The following is an 18054-nucleotide window of genomic DNA, read 5'->3' on the forward strand; positions in this document are numbered from 1 at the left end:
CCTTGCTTGCAGGAGCGGCTTTTCGTGCTAGCTGGGGTCTATTCCATAGCGAGCGAGAGCTTTTGTTGACGATTCAAGCATACGTTCCTTCAACTCGTGACCGACAATAATCTTGATGCGCTTACCGAGAAAGCGCATTTTCGATAAGATATATTCTCGATCATCCTCCAGATAGGAAAGGATAATGCGGTACGTATCTATTTCGTCGAAGTACTCTACTTTCTTTTCAAAACATGAGAAGGCATAAAGAATTCGCGATAATTCTTTGTTATACGCTCGTAGCACTTCAATGACAGCCTGTTCTTTTCTAGTATCAAGAAAGGCTTCGATTCTCGTTCGTATCGCTTCGGATTTATCTGGGGCGAGCGGTTCCTCATCAACGGAAAGGATATTCTGCAGCCTCGTCGCCATGAAGGTTTGCTGCTGCAGGTGATACCAGAGTAAATACCATTCTCTTTTTACCATGGAATATTCCAATTTATAGGGGGAGCCTGAATGTTCACGCCGTATCTGCCCATGTTTATTCCTGTATGTAATCCGAATTCCTTGATTTCTTGCAATCATTCGCCGCAGCTTGCGCAAGAGCGGATGGTATACTTGCTTTTCCAGGCTTCTTGCTTTTTCAAAAATACTGTTTGATAAATCAATGGTCTCGTCAGGTTCCAGGATCTTCTGTAACTTTTCTCTTGTTTCTTCTGTAAAGGCTTCAGTCGCTGCGGGATGAGCGAGCATTGTTTTCAGCCATGTACGTTCATGAGAGGTAATCGTGATCGTACCAGACTCATCCAGGCGAGTGAATACCTGATAATTAAATATTTTCTCGAATGGATTCATAGTAGGACTGAATCTCCTTCCACTCAGCAATAAATTCCCTCCGCAAATACAGGGGTTCTACTACTTCGCAGCTTGAACCGAAGCTGCGGAGCCAAGGTCTGATTTCAACGGTTCCATTTACCGTGATTTCATAGAGGAACGAATGATCGTTCTCCTCCGTAATCGTTCCCCATTGCCCCTGTAGAAGGACGCGTTCTTTGATAAAGTTAGCTTTGCTGCCCTCAGGATTATAAAAACGAGCTCTGATTTTTACCGGTTTTCCTGTATCGATTAACCAGCTATAACGGATTTTTTCTTCGAGTTCACATCGTTTTCTGGTAAACTCCTCTTCAGATACGCTACCCGCCTCTTGGATCTGTGTAAGTCCTTCCACACGGAACTTTGTAATCCCTAATCTGCCGCTGTTCGCGAGTAAATACCACCTGCCATATTGGTGGTCAAAGATGACTTTTAAAGGGAGGACCATTTCTTGCTTCCCGGTTGTTTCTCTTTCGAATAAAGGGTTCGTATTTTGCGAAGTGTACCTTTTCCGTGATTTAGGGGAGAAATACAAAAACGATAGTTTGCGACGATGACGAATGGCGCGAAATAACGTATACAAATGCGCTTCATCTAAAATCCGTGAATAGAAGTGATATTTGTACAGAAAAAGTTCCGTACCGGTTTCTTTGTGCTTGCGGGCTTTTTTCAAGTTATCTCGGAGCAAGTATCCCTGAATGGAAGGGACTTGAGTATTTGCCATCACATCAACAAAATCATAGAGATCCGTTAGCTCATCGTCGGTTAACCCTGCAACCAGATCGTTATGGAGGCGATAGCGGTAAGGACGGCCACCAGCTTCCCTGCGAATCACACCGACTTCTTCTAAATATTTGATATCAGAGCGAATCGTTTTCTCATCTGGAAGAGGGAAGTCCACGGGAATGTTGGCACTACAGACATCAATCAGCTCCGCCGCCGTCAACGCATCCTCCTGAATACCCGCCAGAATGACGGATAAGCGAAGGCTTTCAGATTCCTTCAAAGATTTGGCGCGGAAAAGAAACAGGAGCATTGGATCTGAAGATTCGTAGTAGTTGTAACGCAGCATTTCCGTGATTTCTTTTCCCTGGCTCTCAGGGAGCTCCTTGGACATCGTGTAAATAATCTCCTTCAAACGTCTGATCGTTTTATCAAAAGTATGTACTGAAATACCCAAACGCTCAGCAAATTGTTGTCGGCTATAGGCGCCGCTGGTGAGTACAAGCATGCGCAAGAACTGTATTTCTTTGTCAAAGCTTTCTCTTGCCATCTATATTCCTCGCTTTTATGTACAGAGTAATGGTCCCTTCTGCCATTGTAACGGGGGAAGGGAAAGGTGAAAATGGAAAATTAATCTATAGTCGTAATACTTATGCCATGTTCGATACGCCAATAATAAGCGATGATGATGGTGTGGCGACACAAGGTTATGCAACTATGCTAGAGCTAGTAGAAGCAATCCAGATGTAGAGGAGGGACATCCATGTCCGAATACAAACAACTGATTATGGATGAATTGCAGAAGATCGAACAGGAAGAACAAATCCGTATCCTCTTTGCTTGCGAGTCAGGCAGCAGGGCATGGGGGTTTCCATCAAAAGATAGTGATTATGATGTGCGATTTGTATACATCCGGCCACAATCATGGTACTTATCTATTTTTGAAAAGCGAGATGTGATCGAAAGACAGATAAACAACATGCTCGACATCAACGGATGGGACCTTAGAAAAGCACTTCAATTATTTCGAAAATCAAATCCGCCATTGCTCGAATGGTTGGAATCCCCGATGAAATATAAGGAACAGTACTCAGTCGCAGAACGCTTGCGTACCTTGTCTAAAATCACATTTTCCCCCAAGTCGTGCATGTATCATTATTTGAACATGGCAAAAGGGAACTATCGCGATTATTTGACAGGGGAACGAGTGAAGATCAAAAAGTATTTTTATGTGCTGCGCCCCATCCTCGCATGCTGTTGGATCGAGGAATTGGGCAGCATGCCACCGGTGGAATTTGATTGCTTGGTCGATACACTCATTCCAGAGGGAAGTGACTTGAAACAAGTGATAAGGAGTCTTTTGGCACGGAAGAAGACAGGGGAAGAGCTGGACTATGAACCGAAAATCCGTGAGATCAATCAGTTTGTTGAGGAAAAAATCGAATATTTTGAGCGGATAACAGCATCCATCGAGCATTCGCAAGTAAATATCGATGAACAATTGGATGAATTGTTCTTATCCTCGCTTGAGGAAGTATGGATGACATAAAGCTTGAGGGCAGGAGGATGGAGAAAACGTGTATCAAACGATCAATCAAGTAAAAGTATGGGGCACACCTTTAGAAAATGCCGTATCACAGGCCGTTACGTGTGCACGGCACGGAAATGTCGTTCAAGTGCTGCTTATGGCCGATCATCATAAAGGCTATTCACAGCCGGTTGGCGGCGTAGTCGTCTACGATGGGCAAATCTCACCGTCTGGCGTTGGCTATGACATTGCTTGTGGAAATAAAGCCGTCAAAACCAATTTGAAGCACGATGATATCAAAAACGACATCAGAAATATCATGGATTCGATCGCGAAAGGAATTTCTTTTGGGATCGGACGCTCCAATAACGAAAAGGTCGAGCACGAGCTGTTCGATGATGAAAACTGGCATGTGTATAAAGAGATTGGCGTGCAGGAACATGATTCCCTCAAAGCACTGGCACGTAATCAGTTGGGAACGGTAGGGAGCGGCAATCATTTTGTAGATATTTTCGTGGAAGAAGCAACCGGCGATGTTTGGGTTGCCAACCATTTTGGTAGTCGTGGATTCGGACATAAGACAGCGAGTGGTTTTTTGAATCTCGCACAGGGGAAAAAGTTCTCCGATAAAGCAGCAGGTGAAAGTATGGATCAAGCGCCAACCCTGCTTGATCTGCAAAGTGAAGTTGGAGACATGTATTTTCGCGCCATGACGCTAGCCGGGAAGTATGCGTATGCGGGACGTGACTACGTTATCAATCAAGTATTGGCGATCATGGGAGCCGAATCCGTGTTTGAAGTTCATAATCATCACAATTTTGCCTGGAAGGAAATCCATCATGGCAAAGAGGTGGTGGTTGTTAGAAAAGGGGCGACCCCATCAGCTCCCAATCAATTAGGGTTCATTGGCGGAAGCATGGGTGAATTCTCCGTGATCGTGCAAGGAAAGGATTCTGGGGAAAATCAAGACGCTTATTACAGTACCGTTCATGGGGCAGGTCGGATCATGAGCCGGACAGAAGCAGCCGGGAAAATGAATTGGAAGACACGGAGCCGAAAAGGTGGCAAAATTACCGTGGAACAAATGAGAGGGGCGATACAAGAATTCGGTGTTGAATTACGCGGAGCGGGTACAGATGAAAGTCCTTTCGTGTATAAGAATCTCCACGATGTACTTGATGCTCATAAAGAAACGATAGATGTTTTGCATGTCTTAAAGCCAGTTGGCGTATGCATGGCTGGCGCAGATGAGTTTGATCCCTATAAAGACTGAATCGGTAAACCCATGATTGTTCCAGGAAAGATTGGGCCCTGTCAGGCGAACTGACAGGGCTCACAGGTCATTTGTTGTTTGTAGTTACTTGGTCAAACATCGTAGATAAAGGGACAGGTTTAGAAGGAACAATCGTTGAAATGGCAGCTTTATAAAGCAGACTTTGCTTCCTCTGTGTTTCGATTAGAATGGTGAAGGAATCACTATGCGTAATTATCCCATTCATCGGAACTCCATTTTTGGTAATCAATGTAACCGGAATTTCATTTGAAACCAAATAATTTAAATACCCTTCCTGTACAATCGCCTTTACCATTGCAAACATCCCTTTCTCTCTATCGTCGGATTTAATACTTATTTTACCATAGGAGATACAAAGACGCATGTCAGTCAACACTCCTACTATTGTTCCAACTGCTTGTTTCCTTCTCAAGAAAATAAGGGTACTATAAAAAATAGATGACGACCTACCGTTATCATTTACGCGTCAACATTCTGGTTCTCATGTTTGGAGGCAGCTATGAAATACGAAATCATATTGTTCGATGTGGATGATACTTTGTTTGATTTTAAACGGACGGAAGAAAAAGCGCTTCAGAAGACTTTTCGAGCACACGAAATGCTCACTGGGTTGGAAGAGTACGGTTCCACCTATAAAGAGATCAGCAAAGTATTATGGAGGGATTTAGAAGAGGGGCGAATCACTCTACCAGAACTTGGAGTAGAAAGATTTAGAAGATTATTTGCTACTGTCCATTTAGACATCAATGCAGAGGCGTTCAGTAGGACCTATCTTGAAAATTTAGGGAAAGAAATCCACTTGATGCCGGGAGCAGTAGAGTTGTGCAATAGTCTTACCGATTGCCGCCTTGTCATTATTACGAATGGATTTTCTTCTGTGCAAACGTCGAGAATTGCAGGTTCTCCTCTTTGCCATTCTTTTGAGGAACTCATTATTTCGGAAGAGGTTGGCTACAAAAAACCTGATCGGGAAATTTTTGAACACACTTTTTCCAAGCTGCAGATTACCGATAAAGCAAACGTATTGATTGTGGGGGATTCATTGACCTCGGATATACAAGGTGGAAATCAATTTGGGATTGATACTTGCTGGTTCAATCCAGACCGTAAAGATAACCATACAGGTATTTTTCCTACATATGAAATACATGAGCTTTCAGAGCTTCTTACCATTGTAGGCAGGACGGACAGGCCATAAAGGCAACTGTCCGTTTTTTTTTTTTTTGGCAGTGTTCTTTTCATTCCAAATATCGCCTCTAAAAGTGACTGCACTTGTCCAAGAGGAAAAGAGAAGCAATTGTCGAAATATTGTTATCACATTTATTCATTACCCACTTATTTTATCTGGAGGAATGGGATCATGAATCAACTGATAGCTCTGGATAGGTATACTAGTCTTTCTTTAGAAAGAGTAAAGCTTGAACAGGAGTGGGAACAATTTATAACGGGGGTCAATTCAAATCCCGCAATCCGTCCACTGATGTATGAATCATGGCAGCGCTGCCTGGAACAGAACATCAATCCGGTGAACAGCAGAGCGGCTATAAGCCTTTCCAAAGAACAGATCGAAGAATATAGAGAATCGGTTCCAGTGTTTCACATTCTGAAACCGCTTCTTATGCAATTAAAAGATTCGTCCATAGATTCAGGGCATTTGGTCACATTTTGTAATGCATCCGGAGAGATCGTTTATTTGGATGGCAATTTGTCGTTAATGCTGAAAGCTGAAGATATGAACTTTGTCGTCGGCTCTTCTTGGGCAGAAAATATGGCAGGGACCAATGCGATCGGCACTTCGCTCATTACCGGTACGCCCGTCCAGGTTTTTGCTGGCGAGCATTTTTGCCAAGAGGTTCAAAAGTGGACGTGCTCTGCAGCTCCCATCCGGGATCCTGCAACGAAGAGCATTCTCGGCGTTATTGATTTGACGGGGTTATGGAGAGTGAATCATCCTCATTCGTTGTCGGCGGTCATGGCAACAACTCAGACTGTAGAAAAATATTTACTCAATCAATTGGAGCAAGAGCGGTTCAAATTGAAAGAATACTACTCTCAATTAACAAATACAGGCAGCAATACGCCTTTGTTAGTTTTAGATCGCGGGGGCAAGGTAGTAAGTGCATCACCCGCGTTATATGAGCAAGGCTGGATTCATTCCAATCACGATTTAGTAGGTGCGCCGTCGATCATTTTCTCTTTAACATCACGAATGCAGTGGGAAGTGGAGCATCGAAGGGGAATTTGGCGTTTTGAACTAATCCCGTATATTTATGGTGGGAAACCGATAGGTGCTGTCGTTCACGTTTTTCCTGCAAACGACCTAAAGCCTGTTTTGATCGACAGAAATCATCCAGCGACCACTTTTGAAAAGGGCTCCGAGCCAAAAATTCCCTTGCAAGATCAGAAACCATTTATCAAGAGTGATGAATTTTTCAAATCGCTTTTTGAAGACAATCCGTCCGCAATTATTTGCTTTGACTGTTCGGGCAATATCATGGAAGCAAATCCGGCTGCAGAGAGATTATTCGGCTATACGGTTGAGGAGCTGCGAAATAGTTGCACACAGACTTTTATTCTGCCAGAGTATAGAGAAAAACGGTTACACCATTTTTCAAATGTCACAAAAGGGAAGCCGCAAGAATTTGAAATCGCTGTCAGACATAAAAATGGGCATTCCGTTGATGTACGGATAAATAATTTTCCAATGTTTGCTCAGAATGAAATCATTGGGGTTTACGGAATTATTAAAGACATTACCAGACACAAGCAAATCGAAGAAGATCTAAAATCAACGAAAGAACAATTGGAGCTGTATCTCAAAAACACGGTGGATGCCATTGTAGTCTTGGATATGCAGTTCAAAGTGATTAAAGTAAACCAGGCCTTTGAAAAGATGTTTGGTTGGAATGAACAGGAAGTTATCGGAGGGAGCTTGCCTACGATTCCCGTTCATCTGATTGATGATTTCAACAAATTGCACCAAGAAATTGTCCATAGCAGGCATGTTACGTCATATGAGACGGTGAGACAACGCAAAGATGGAAGCCTGCTTGATGTCAGTAAGTTTGTTTCACCGCTCTCAGACACAAGAGGGAATGTAGTCGCTTTTGTATTTATTTTACGAGACATTACGGAGCGCAAGCGGATGGAAGAAGCACTCGAAAAAAATGAAAGGCAATTACGTACCTTGATTAATGCCATGCCTGACTCTGTTTGCTTCAAAGATGGCGAGGGGAGATGGATGGAAGCGAACGAATGTTGCTTGCGTATCTTTCAACTGGAAGACGTTCCTTACCACGGGAAACGAGACGCTGAATTAGCTGCTATGAACCCTTATTACGGTAAGGCATTGCTACTTTGCGAAGAGTCGGATAAACAAGCGTGGGAAAAGGGAATTACCATCCGATTGGAGGAAGTCATTCCACAGCCAGACGGTGAGTCCAAGGTGTTTGAAGTCATTAAGGTCCCTTTGTTCCATCCCGATGGAAGGCGGCAAGGTCTCGTGGTCATTAGCAGGGATATCACTGAGCTGAAACGAACGGAGGAATTACTGCGAAAATCAGAGAAGTTATCTGTGGTAGGGCAATTAGCAGCAGGTGTTGCCCATGAAATCAGAAATCCGTTAACTTCGATTAGAGGCTTTATTCAGTTTATCAAGGAAGGCAATTACAAGGATGCTTATTTTCAAACGATCTTATCCGAGTTGGACCGAATCCAGTCCGTTGTGAACGAATTTTTAGTACTCGCAAAACCGCAAGCGATTAACTTTACACCTAGAAATCTACCAGCACTGTTATACCAGGTGATTGACTTGCTGCAAACAGAAGCCATCATGAATAATGTCCAAATTGCAATTGATTGCGGCAGTAAAATTCCGCTTGTAAACTGCGAAGAGAATCAGGTAAAACAAGTTTTCATCAACATCTTAAAAAATGCGTTTGAAGCCATGCCAAACGGAGGTCAAATCAAGATCGAGCTTATGCAGCAGCAAGAATCCGTTTTGATTCGTATCATTGATCAAGGCGATGGTATTGCCGAAGATAGAATCCAAAAGTTAGGTGAGCCTTTTTATACAACAAAAGAAAAAGGCACCGGATTAGGTCTGATGATTAGTTATAAAATTGTGCAGGCTCATCACGGAAGTATGAAAATCAGCAGTCAAAAGAATAAGGGAACGACTGTCGAAATCATGTTACCCATTTTTCCATCATCTAATTGATTTGCCTTTGAAAATGCTGAAAAAGGAAACATGCCGAGTAGCAGCCATGATGGAGTATAGAATCCTCTGTCATGGCTTTTCGCATGGTGTCCACATGTCGATAGAATTCTTTTATTTACCGGGTAGCCTATCTGGTTATAGGGAAATTCGGCTATAATGTACCGTAGATGATAAAGTTTGTGATGAGAGGGTTGCGCATGACGGAACAGACAATCAAAGAAAGAAAAATGCTTTTGCAAGAGGTTGAAGGGCTTCTGTCGTTAATCACCTTACCCATTCTGGTTGTCGATACTACTGGACAGGTCATACACGCGAATCCAGCAGCTGAACACGTATGGCAACGATCGCAAGTAGTTCTGCTTAACCAGACATTGCAAACACTCGTTGATACACCCAAGCTTCTTGCATTCGTGAAGAAAGGGAAGCCTTTGCGCGATTTTTCTGTCGAGCTCACTGATGGCAGTGGAAAGCGCCACCCGTACTTATGCCGCTTGCATCCGCTGTTTGTAGACCGCAGCGTAGCAGGCGCAATATTGCAATTTACGATTCAGGTACTGGAAAGCGATCGAGAAAAAAAACGCAGATTTGTGACGCGATATACGTTTGAAGACATTCGGGGTCATAGTCCCGCTATCATTGCATTAAAAGAACAAGCGAAGAAGATTGCCAAAAGCGATTCGACAGTACTGATCCGAGGAGAAAGCGGTACGGGAAAGGAAGTCCTCGCTCAGGCTATCCATGTCAGTAGCGATAGAAGAAACGGACCGTTTGTAGCCATCAACTGTGCGGCAATCCCGGAATCACTTTTGGAGAGTGAGTTGTTTGGGTATGAGGAAGGGGCATTTACCGGAGCCAAAAAAGGCGGGAAGCCAGGAAGGTTTGAGTTAGCACTAAACGGAACCTTATTTTTGGATGAAATTGGTGATATGCCCCATTACCTGCAAGCAAAGCTTTTGCGTGTCCTGCAGGAGCGTCGTATTGAAAGAGTTGGTGGTTCTGAAAGCATCCCGGTGGATGTTCGGTTGATCGCAGCCACACACAAAGACCTGGAATCCATGATCGCTTCTGGACAATTTCGTGAAGATTTATTTTACCGTTTACATGTAATCCCATTATTTGTACCCCCTTTGCGAAAGAGAAAAGAGGATTTGTACGATTTAATTCAATTTTATTTAAAATGGTTTGGGGATCGATTAGGCAAAGAACCGAAACGCTTCTCTACCCAAGCCATGAAATGCTTCATGGATTATCATTGGCCTGGAAATATTCGAGAATTGGAAAATACATTGGAATATATTGTGAATCTGGAAATTGGAGATCTAGTTACCATTAGCAGTTTGCCGGCATCGATACGAGAGAATCAAGGCAACGAGGAAATCCTCTCCACTCCGCAACAGCACCTCCCACCGTCCGTGCAGACTTCCAAGAATCAGGAATCTGTCCCTGAGGGGGCACTCGAACAAACAGCAGAACACCTTATCGTAGAAGCCATTCAACGCTTCGGAAAGAGTACCGAAGGAAAAAGAAAAGCAGCCGAATATCTGGGGATAAGTGTCGCTACTCTTTACAGGCGCCTTCAAAAGATGAATCGCAAAGGATAAAAGGAGATACGTTGATGACACGAAGGATTGATGATAGGGTTGTGGATGCCTTGGCTTGTGGTGCCATGTATTTGGGATCAGGTGGAGGCGGCGATACTACGTTATTGCAAATCATGGCGAAACAAGCAATCCGTGAATACGGTCCCGTTCGTCTCGTATCGCCCTTTGAGCTTTTGGACGAAGACTGGATCGTGACGGTCGCGCTCATGGGTTCGCCCGCGATCCACTACGAAAAAATGATGTCGGGACACGAAATGATTACAGCATTGCGGGAGATTGAGAGAGAAGAGGGACGCAGGGCCAAAGCGCTCACTGCCCTAGAAATTGGAGGTCTCAATGCTCTTACTCCTGTTCTTACCGCTGCGATGACTGGCTTGCCTCTTGTGGATTGTGACGGGATGGGACGAGCCTTTCCCGAGCTACAAATGACTACCTATCATGCTTTCGGAGCACAGGCGAGTCCGTTAGTCATTTGCGCCAACAATGGACATTCTGAGAAAATCATCAGTCAATCCAACTTCGAGGTTGAAAAAATAGGGCGCGTATCCATGACGAAAATGGGAGGTTCAGTAGCGACAGCCGGATTTCCTATGAAAGCGATAGTCTTACAAGAAGTCGGCATTCCCCATACCTTTTTATTATGCCAACGAATCGGGGATGGAGTCCTGGAGGCTGGGCATGATGTCAATCGCGTTTTTGCCAATTTATCTCGTGAATTGCAAAATTCGATCTACGGACGTCCCTATAAACTGATGGAAGGAAAAGTAGTAGATTTGCAGCGCTATCTGAAAGACGGTTTATTACGAGGGGAACTTCTCGTAGAAGGAACGGGATTTCATCACAGCGAACAAATCGAAGTCCTATTTCAAAGTGAATATCTCGCCGTTAAAAAAGGAGAACGACTCTTAGCTACTGTACCGGATATCATCTGTGTGCTTGATTCTGATAGCGGACTCCCCATTTTGATAGAAGAACTGGAAACGCATATGAATGTTTGGGTCATTGCCATTCCTTGCCCGATCATCGTACGACATCCGAAAATGATGGATGTGGTTGGACCATGGAATTTTGAGATTGCGGACTCTTACATTCCTGTCGAACACCTTGCTGCGGAAGAGGGGAATGGAGACAATCATGTACCGTTTAGGGATTGATGTAGACAGGGTAAATACCACCGGCGTAGCAATGGACATGCAGGGAAGGATTATAGCCATCGCCAAGGAACCTACCTCGCCCGGTCTGCTCAAAGGAATCGCCGTCATATTGCAAAAGATATTACAGCAAACTGGTAACGCACACACAGATATAGGCGAAGTGATTATTGGCACGGATTATTTTGCGAATGCGTTGCTAGAAGGGAAAAACCTTTCCAAGGTGTGTTCGATTCGGATCGGGCAGGCTAAGAGCACGATCCCACCTCTTTTTGGCGGATCAAGTCTGATCCAAAATGCGCTTAGTCTTGCCACGTATCATGTACATGGCGGGCATGAGGTAGATGGGAGTCCCGCTTTCGTGGAACCTTCCAAACAAGAAATAGAAAATTATCTATTATCCATTCGCGACCAGGGGTTTGAGGCTTTTGCGATTACCGGATCGTTCTCCCCGGTGAACCATACACATGAAAATCGCATCGCTCTGTGGATTCGCGAGATTCTCGGCGAGGATTACCCCATCACCACCTCTCATGAGCTTGGAAGTATCGGTTTTCTGGAAAGAGAAAACTCTGCTATTCTCAATGCTGCGCTGTCAAAGGTAATTATCCAGTCTCTCAAAGGATTAGGAGACGTAATGAACAAATACAGCATAGATGCAAGCATTTACTTTACGCAAAACGATGGTTCGCTTCTGTCGTACAAGTCAGTTTTGCGTCATCCGATCCGTACTTTTGGATCACGAATCTCCAATAGCTTTCGAGGGGCCTCGCTCCTGACCGGGCTAAACGACTGCGTTGTGGTAGACGTGAGCCAATCATGCGTTTGTATAGGGGCATTGGAAGGTGGATTTCCAAAAGAGAAACGCCAGAACCAAAGAATTGCGGGTATTCGCGTGAATCTCCAAATGCCGGATATTACACAGATCTCGCATAACGGGTGCTCTCATGTAGATGATGAACTGCTCAATGCTATCTATCACGCGATTCAACGATATCAACCACGTTTCGAGCCTCTACCGATCGTATTTGTTGGGGAAGAAAGCTCGCCCCTTGTAGCAGCTTTTAAGTATCCGTGGGCAGATGTGCTCCATCCAAGCGATTTCCAAAACGTCAGTGCGATTGGTACCTGTGTTGCTCCCGTTAGCGGAAGCGTGGATCGGATTTACTGGCTCGAAGATCGGAATCGGGAAGAGACGATCCACCTGGCAAAGCTGGAGGCGATCCATTCCGCCGTAGATGCCGGGGCCATACCTGATACCGTATTTGTTCAAACAGTAGAGACGATCCCACTTTCCTATATGCCAACAAAAGCACTGCGCATGAAGGTTAAGGCAATTGGCACACTTGGCAGGCCACAGTCCTCTGATAATGGGGACTAGTAAAATGATGTATGATGGAAATGACTGGATTCCGAGAGGGCGATATGTCCTTAAAGGATCCAGTTTTATTTTTTCTCACCGAAATTATCACATTATTATCAAAATGATAAAAATGGAGAAACGATGAGAAATATCGAGAGAATATACGGTTAATGGGTTTTCAACGTGCTTGCTCGATTCGATTTTAAACGATAAGAGAAACGTAATTCTCGAGAAATGGCAGTAAAACAGGCAAATCACGACCTCTTTTATACAAAAATCCCATTAAATAGTATGGCACAATCCTTGCTACTTTAAATTTTCAGATAGTAATAAATTTTCCGATTTGCTGACACCTTTTTGATGTTCGCAATAAAGGGGGGATACACAACGCAAAAACGGTTTGATCTCACCATTATGACATGAAGGAGGGCGGAGAACATGGCTGGTAATTCTAAAATGGCGGATGATTTCTCACTTAGCAGAGTACCTAAAGAGGCTCGTGTACCTATGTGGGAAATCCTTGTCATTCGAATCGGGGCTTTTACATCACTCAGTCAATTCATCTTAGGAGCATCTCTCGGATTTGGTATGACCTTTTGGGATGCAGCGTTAGCGAGCTTTTTGGGAGTTATTTTGTTGGAAGTCGTTACCTTTTTCATCGGGATTGCCGGCATGCGTGAAGGTCTGTCCACGAGTATGCTCTCCAGATGGACGGGATTTGGAAAATACGGCTCCAGCATGATCGCTTTCGTCATTGCTGTCGGAACGATTGGATGGTTTGGCGTTCAGAACTCCGTGTTTGCTAACGGGTTGAATGACGCAGTAGGCGGTGTATTAGGGTTTCCTTTGGCTGCCACGTTGACAGGAATGTTTGTAACCATCATTGTGATCTTCGGTTTCAAATGGCTAGGACTGACAGCGAAAATTGCTGTTCCTGCCTTTCTTCTCACTATGGCTTACGGGATTTACCATGTATTTGAAAGTCATTCCTTGAAGGAGTTGATTGCGTCTGCTGCACCAGGGCCAGCTCTTTCGATCGGGACGGCGGCGACAATCGTTGCTGGGAGTTTCATGGTAGGGGCCATTCTCGCCCCGGATATGACCCGCTATTGCCGAAATGGCAAGGACGTTCTGTGGTCTACCTTAATCTCCGTTGTAATCGGCGAAATTGGCATTAATCTGATTGCGGTATTAATGGCTCATGCAGTAAATAGCAGTGACGTGGTTACGATTGCGCTCCAGACGTCGGGCTGGCTCGGAGCAGCTACTGTTGTTTTTGCTACCGTGAAAATCAACGATATCAATTTATACTCGGCATCATTAGGATTTACCAATATCTTAGACAGTGTATTTGGCAAACATGTGAATCGTGGTCTCCTCACACTGATCGTTGGAATCGTGGGGACCGTACTTTCTGTGCTGGGGATTTTAGATCAGTTTGTCAACTTTCTGATTTTTCTTGGAATATGGGTACCTCCTATTGGTGGGATCATGGTTGTGGATTATTTCATCTTGAAACGAAGCAGACAAATGCTGGATGAGAGCCGAGAAAAGGGGACGTTGCCAGAATCTTGCGAAACCTGGAATCCTGTTTCACTCGTCGCTTGGGCTCTAGGTTTTGGCATCGGCTATCTGTTCGAATGGGGCATTCCATCCCTAAATTCTCTCATCGTTGCAGGAGTAGCCTACTACGTAGGGATGCGGTTGTTTGGTGAGGCTCTAGACCAAAAGTGGAAACGTGTAGAAATGGACCAGGCAGGCTAAATCTTGGATAAAAGGAGAGGGACACATTGAGACAACTAGGAAAACAAGAAATTGAAGATATCGCAGTTGGTGCCGCGTTATTGGGAACCGGAGGAGGAGGGGACCCATATATCGGAAAGTTGATGGCTCTGCAAGCATTTGAAGAATTTGGACCAATCACTCTTCTGTCTGTGGATGAAATTCCAGATGATGCACTGGTAGTAGCCTCTGGCGGAATGGGAGCTCCAACCGTACTCGTCGAGAAAATTCCTAGCGGCCATGAAGTATCCAAGGCATTCAAAGGCCTTGAAAAATATATGGGGAAAGAAGTTTTTGCGACGTACCCAATTGAAGCAGGTGGAATTAACTCCATGCTTCCATTGGCTCTGGCAGCACAACTCGGATTGCCCGTTGTGGACGTGGATGGAATGGGGCGAGCTTTTCCTGAGCTGCAGATGACTACTTTCTATCTCGACGGTATCAACGCGACGCCTATGGTTCTGGCTGATGAGAAAAATAACGTGACCATCATGGATACCATCGACAATTCATGGACAGAACGGATTGCCCGAAGTGTAACTGTTCAAAAAGGGGGATCAGCAACATGCGCGATCTACCCGATGACTGGTAAAAATTTGAAGGAAAGTGGCATTCACAACATCTTGAAGCTGGAAGAGGAGATCGGTCGTACGATTCGCCTCGCCAAAGAAACGAATGTGGACCCTGTCAAAGAAATTCTGAAGCTGACAAATGGTTTTGAATTGTTTATCGGTAAAGTGGTAGACGTCAATCGCAAGACAGAAGGTGGCTGGGCTCGAGGTACCGCAAAAATAGAAGGACTATTGGAATACAAAGGCGAGAATCTTGAACTGAGTTTCCAAAACGAGCATTTGCTTGCTAAAACAGATGATCGCCTCCTTTGTGTAACTCCTGATTTGATCGCGGTAGTGGACTCGGAAACAGGCTTGCCGATCACGACAGAAGGTCTGCGCTATGGAGCTCGCGTCGTTGTCATCGGAATGCCATGTCATCCAAAATGGCGGACGCCAAAGGGAATTGAAACAGTAGGACCACGCTATTTCCGTTATGATGTGGACTACATCCCTGTAGAAGAACTGGTAAAGAAAGGGAGCGTTGTAAAATGAGCTATCGAATCGGGATTGATGTAGGCGGCACACACACAGATGCGGTTTTATTGGACAAAGACTATCGCGTGCTCGCAAAAACGAAGACTTCGACTACCCAAGATGTCAGTTCAGGTATTTACGAAGCGATGCGTGAGGTTATTGCACAATCGGGTGTTCCCCGCGAACAAATTACGTATGCGATGCTGGGCACGACTCATTGCACCAATGCGATCGTAGAGCGAAAGCACTTGAATCAAATTGCGGTCATCCGCATCGGAGCGCCCGCTACTCTCGCGATCAAACCGTTGATCGGGGTTCCAGATGACCTCCGAGCTCATCTCGGCAAGCATGTGTACATCATCTCCGGTGGACATGAATTTGATGGCAGGGAAATCACGAAGCTGGATGAAGCAGAGCTCTATCGGATTGCAGGAGAAATCAAAGGGAAAGTAGATTCGGTTGCAGTTGCCTCCGTGTTTTCACCTGTATCGAAAGAGCACGAGCTGCGGGCTGCGGAAATATTGCATGAAGTGTTGGGAGAGGACATCCCTATTTCTCTCTCCTATGAAATCGGCAGCGTCGGTCTCTTGGAGCGGGAAAATGCAACGATTCTGAATGCAGCGATTGTCAACGTCGCAAAGACGACAGCGACTGGTTTCATTAACGCCCTAAAAGCTGAAAAGGTGGAGGCTAGAGTCTTCTTTGGTCAAAATGACGGGACGTTGATGAGTATCGAGTACGCGATGAAGTATCCGATTCTCACTATCGGCTGTGGACCTACCAACAGTATTCGCGGAGCGTCCTACTTATCAGGGCTAGCAAACGCCCTCGTAGTGGACGTAGGAGGAACCACGACCGATATCGGTGTTCTCGTGAATTCGTTTCCACGTGAATCGTCCCTTGCCGTTGAGATTGGGGGAGCACGCACGAATTTCCGCATGCCGGACCTGATTTCAATCGGATTAGGCGGAGGAACCATTGTTCGTCTCAAAGACGATGGCAGTTTTACGATTGGTCCTGACAGTGTCGGCTACCAGCTTCCACAAAAAGGGCTGGCGTTTGGCGGCGATACACTAACTACGACAGACGTTCTTATTGCGCTACGAAAGAGTGACCTTGGCGATGCAGAAAAGGTTGCTCATTTGGATCAAGGGATTTTACAGAAAGTGTACAACAGAATTGTCGAGATGGCTGAGGAAGCCATTGACAAGATGAAAACAAGTGCAGAGCCAGTACCTGTCATCTTGGTCGGCGGTGGAAGCATTTTGTTACCTTACGAATTAAAAGGCGCATCCCAAATCATTCGCCCTGAAAATTTTGGTGTAGCCAATGCAATTGGAGCAGCCATTTCTCAAATCAGCGGACAGATCGATCGTGTATTTTCGCTTGATGAGATGGGACGTGAGAAAACGCTGGAATTGGCAAAAAGCATTGCAGTGGAAGAAGCGATTGCAGCGGGAGCAGAGCCCTCTACCGTTGAAATCGTTGAATTCGAAGATATCCCGCTTTCTTATCTTGGCAATGCAACACGTATCCGGGTGAAAGCCGCAGGGACGCTGGCATCCGCCGATGCTTCAGTCGCACGAGAGCAAGTAAGCAATCCGTAATCCGGCGAAAAGGAATGACCTTATCGTCATCATGCCAGAAGCGCAGACAAAATGTATCGGTCACCTTGGGAGAGGCTTCTGAACCTAAATTACTTGTGAAAGAGGGAATTTGGATGAAAATCAGAGTCTTATTACCGATCGTTGTAGACATTTTTAATGAAGAAGTGAAACAGGAATTCAAGAACTATTTTCCTGATTCGACCGAGATTGAAGTATGTCATCTGGACTACGGTCCTGCTTCCGTAGAAGGCGAGTACGACGAAGCGTTATGCGTTCCCAACATGCTTGAAAAGGCAATTCAAGCTGAGAAAGACGGTTGCGACGGGGTTATTAGCTTATGTGGGGCAGATCCAGCAGTAAAGCCCGCACGTGAAGTCTTGAATATCCCAATTGTTGGTGCGGGCGAAGCGTCCATGCTTTACGCCAGCCTGTTAGCGAAATCCTTTTCAATCGTTACGGTTCTTCCGAATGTTGTACCAATGGTTGAGAATGTGAGTAAAACGCTAGGCGTCAGCTCAAAATTGAACTCCATCCGCTATGTGAATATACCTGTTTTAGAATTGGTCGATAAAGAAAAAATGGAAAGCTCCTTGTTGGAAGAAATGGTGCTGGCCATCGAAAAAGATAAAGCTCACGCGCTGATCCTTGGGTGCACAGGAATGATGGGAGTGGCCTCAGCGCTTCAGGAAAAGCTGAAAGAGCGTGGCTATGACGTTCCCGTGATCGACCCATCCTTTGCTGCAGCGAAACTTTTAGACAGCCTGATTTCCATGAACATCAAACAAAGCCGCTTGACCTACATGACTCCCACGAAAAAATTGTACAAACAACGAGAGCGGTAAGGAA

General features: G+C 45.0%; 14 protein-coding genes. 11 read left to right on the forward strand and 3 right to left on the reverse strand.

Annotated elements, in window-relative coordinates:
* Nucleotides 1–27: 27 nt before the first annotated feature.
* Together ACIFQN_RS11475 and ACIFQN_RS11480 are read right to left on the reverse strand one after the other, a co-directional pair.
* Nucleotides 28–834 (reverse strand): WYL domain-containing protein, encoded by an 807-nt coding sequence (locus ACIFQN_RS11475; protein WP_429833153.1) that lies wholly within the window; start codon nucleotides 832–834, stop codon nucleotides 28–30.
* Nucleotides 809–2125, reverse strand: coding sequence for a helix-turn-helix transcriptional regulator (locus ACIFQN_RS11480; protein WP_429833154.1), 1317 nt, complete (start codon nucleotides 2123–2125; stop codon nucleotides 809–811). The genes ACIFQN_RS11475 and ACIFQN_RS11480 overlap by 26 nt, the downstream gene beginning before the upstream one ends.
* 213 nt (nucleotides 2126–2338) lie before the next feature.
* On the opposite strand from ACIFQN_RS11480, the gene ACIFQN_RS11485 reads away from it, so the two are divergent.
* Together ACIFQN_RS11485 and ACIFQN_RS11490 are read left to right on the forward strand one after the other, a co-directional pair.
* Nucleotides 2339–3124, forward strand: coding sequence for a nucleotidyltransferase domain-containing protein (locus ACIFQN_RS11485; RefSeq protein WP_429833155.1), 786 nt, complete (start codon nucleotides 2339–2341; stop codon nucleotides 3122–3124).
* A 28-nt stretch (nucleotides 3125–3152) separates the two neighbouring features.
* Entirely contained in the window at nucleotides 3153–4376 is a 1224-nt protein-coding gene (locus tag ACIFQN_RS11490; protein WP_429833156.1) for an RtcB family protein, read from the forward strand.
* Between the two features lie 67 nt (nucleotides 4377–4443).
* Here ACIFQN_RS11490 and hfq read toward each other — a convergent pair whose 3' ends face one another.
* Nucleotides 4444–4761, reverse strand: a complete 318-nt coding sequence (gene hfq / locus ACIFQN_RS11495; protein WP_429833157.1) for an RNA chaperone Hfq — start codon at nucleotides 4759–4761, stop codon at nucleotides 4444–4446.
* Between the two features lie 135 nt (nucleotides 4762–4896).
* On the opposite strand from hfq, the gene ACIFQN_RS11500 reads away from it, so the two are divergent.
* From ACIFQN_RS11500 to ACIFQN_RS11540, 9 genes are all read left to right on the forward strand, one after another.
* Complete coding sequence (locus ACIFQN_RS11500) at nucleotides 4897–5595, forward strand: YjjG family noncanonical pyrimidine nucleotidase (RefSeq protein ID WP_429833158.1); 699 nt, start codon at nucleotides 4897–4899, stop codon at nucleotides 5593–5595.
* Between the two features lie 162 nt (nucleotides 5596–5757).
* The gene (locus ACIFQN_RS11505) at nucleotides 5758–8616 is read left to right on the forward strand and encodes a PAS domain S-box protein (protein ID WP_429833159.1); all 2859 of its coding nucleotides are present in this window, start codon (nucleotides 5758–5760) and stop codon (nucleotides 8614–8616) included.
* A gap of 197 nt (nucleotides 8617–8813) precedes the next feature.
* A complete protein-coding gene (locus ACIFQN_RS11510) occupies nucleotides 8814–10217 on the forward strand; it encodes a sigma-54 interaction domain-containing protein (protein ID WP_429833160.1) in 1404 nt (467 codons plus the stop codon).
* A gap of 14 nt (nucleotides 10218–10231) precedes the next feature.
* Complete coding sequence (locus ACIFQN_RS11515; RefSeq protein ID WP_429833161.1) at nucleotides 10232–11371, forward strand: DUF917 domain-containing protein; 1140 nt, start codon at nucleotides 10232–10234, stop codon at nucleotides 11369–11371.
* Nucleotides 11340–12749, forward strand: coding sequence for a hydantoinase/oxoprolinase N-terminal domain-containing protein (locus ACIFQN_RS11520; RefSeq protein WP_429833162.1), 1410 nt, complete (start codon nucleotides 11340–11342; stop codon nucleotides 12747–12749). The genes ACIFQN_RS11515 and ACIFQN_RS11520 overlap by 32 nt, the downstream gene beginning before the upstream one ends.
* Nucleotides 12750–13169: 420 nt before the next feature.
* On the forward strand, nucleotides 13170–14495 hold the full coding sequence (locus ACIFQN_RS11525) for a purine-cytosine permease family protein (RefSeq protein WP_429833163.1): 1326 nt from the start codon (nucleotides 13170–13172) through the stop codon (nucleotides 14493–14495).
* Nucleotides 14496–14521: 26 nt separating this feature from the next.
* Nucleotides 14522–15619 carry a DUF917 domain-containing protein gene (locus ACIFQN_RS11530; protein WP_429833164.1) on the forward strand — a complete coding sequence of 366 codons (1098 nt, stop codon included), beginning with the start codon at nucleotides 14522–14524 and terminating at the stop codon, nucleotides 15617–15619.
* Nucleotides 15616–17208, forward strand: a complete 1593-nt coding sequence (locus ACIFQN_RS11535; protein WP_429833165.1) for a hydantoinase/oxoprolinase N-terminal domain-containing protein — start codon at nucleotides 15616–15618, stop codon at nucleotides 17206–17208. Before ACIFQN_RS11530 ends, ACIFQN_RS11535 begins: the two co-directional genes overlap by 4 nt.
* A gap of 113 nt (nucleotides 17209–17321) precedes the next feature.
* Nucleotides 17322–18050, forward strand: coding sequence for an aspartate/glutamate racemase family protein (locus ACIFQN_RS11540; protein WP_429833166.1), 729 nt, complete (start codon nucleotides 17322–17324; stop codon nucleotides 18048–18050).
* Nucleotides 18051–18054: the final 4 nt, after the last annotated feature.

The organism is Brevibacillus sp. NRS-1366 (assembly GCF_050467985.1).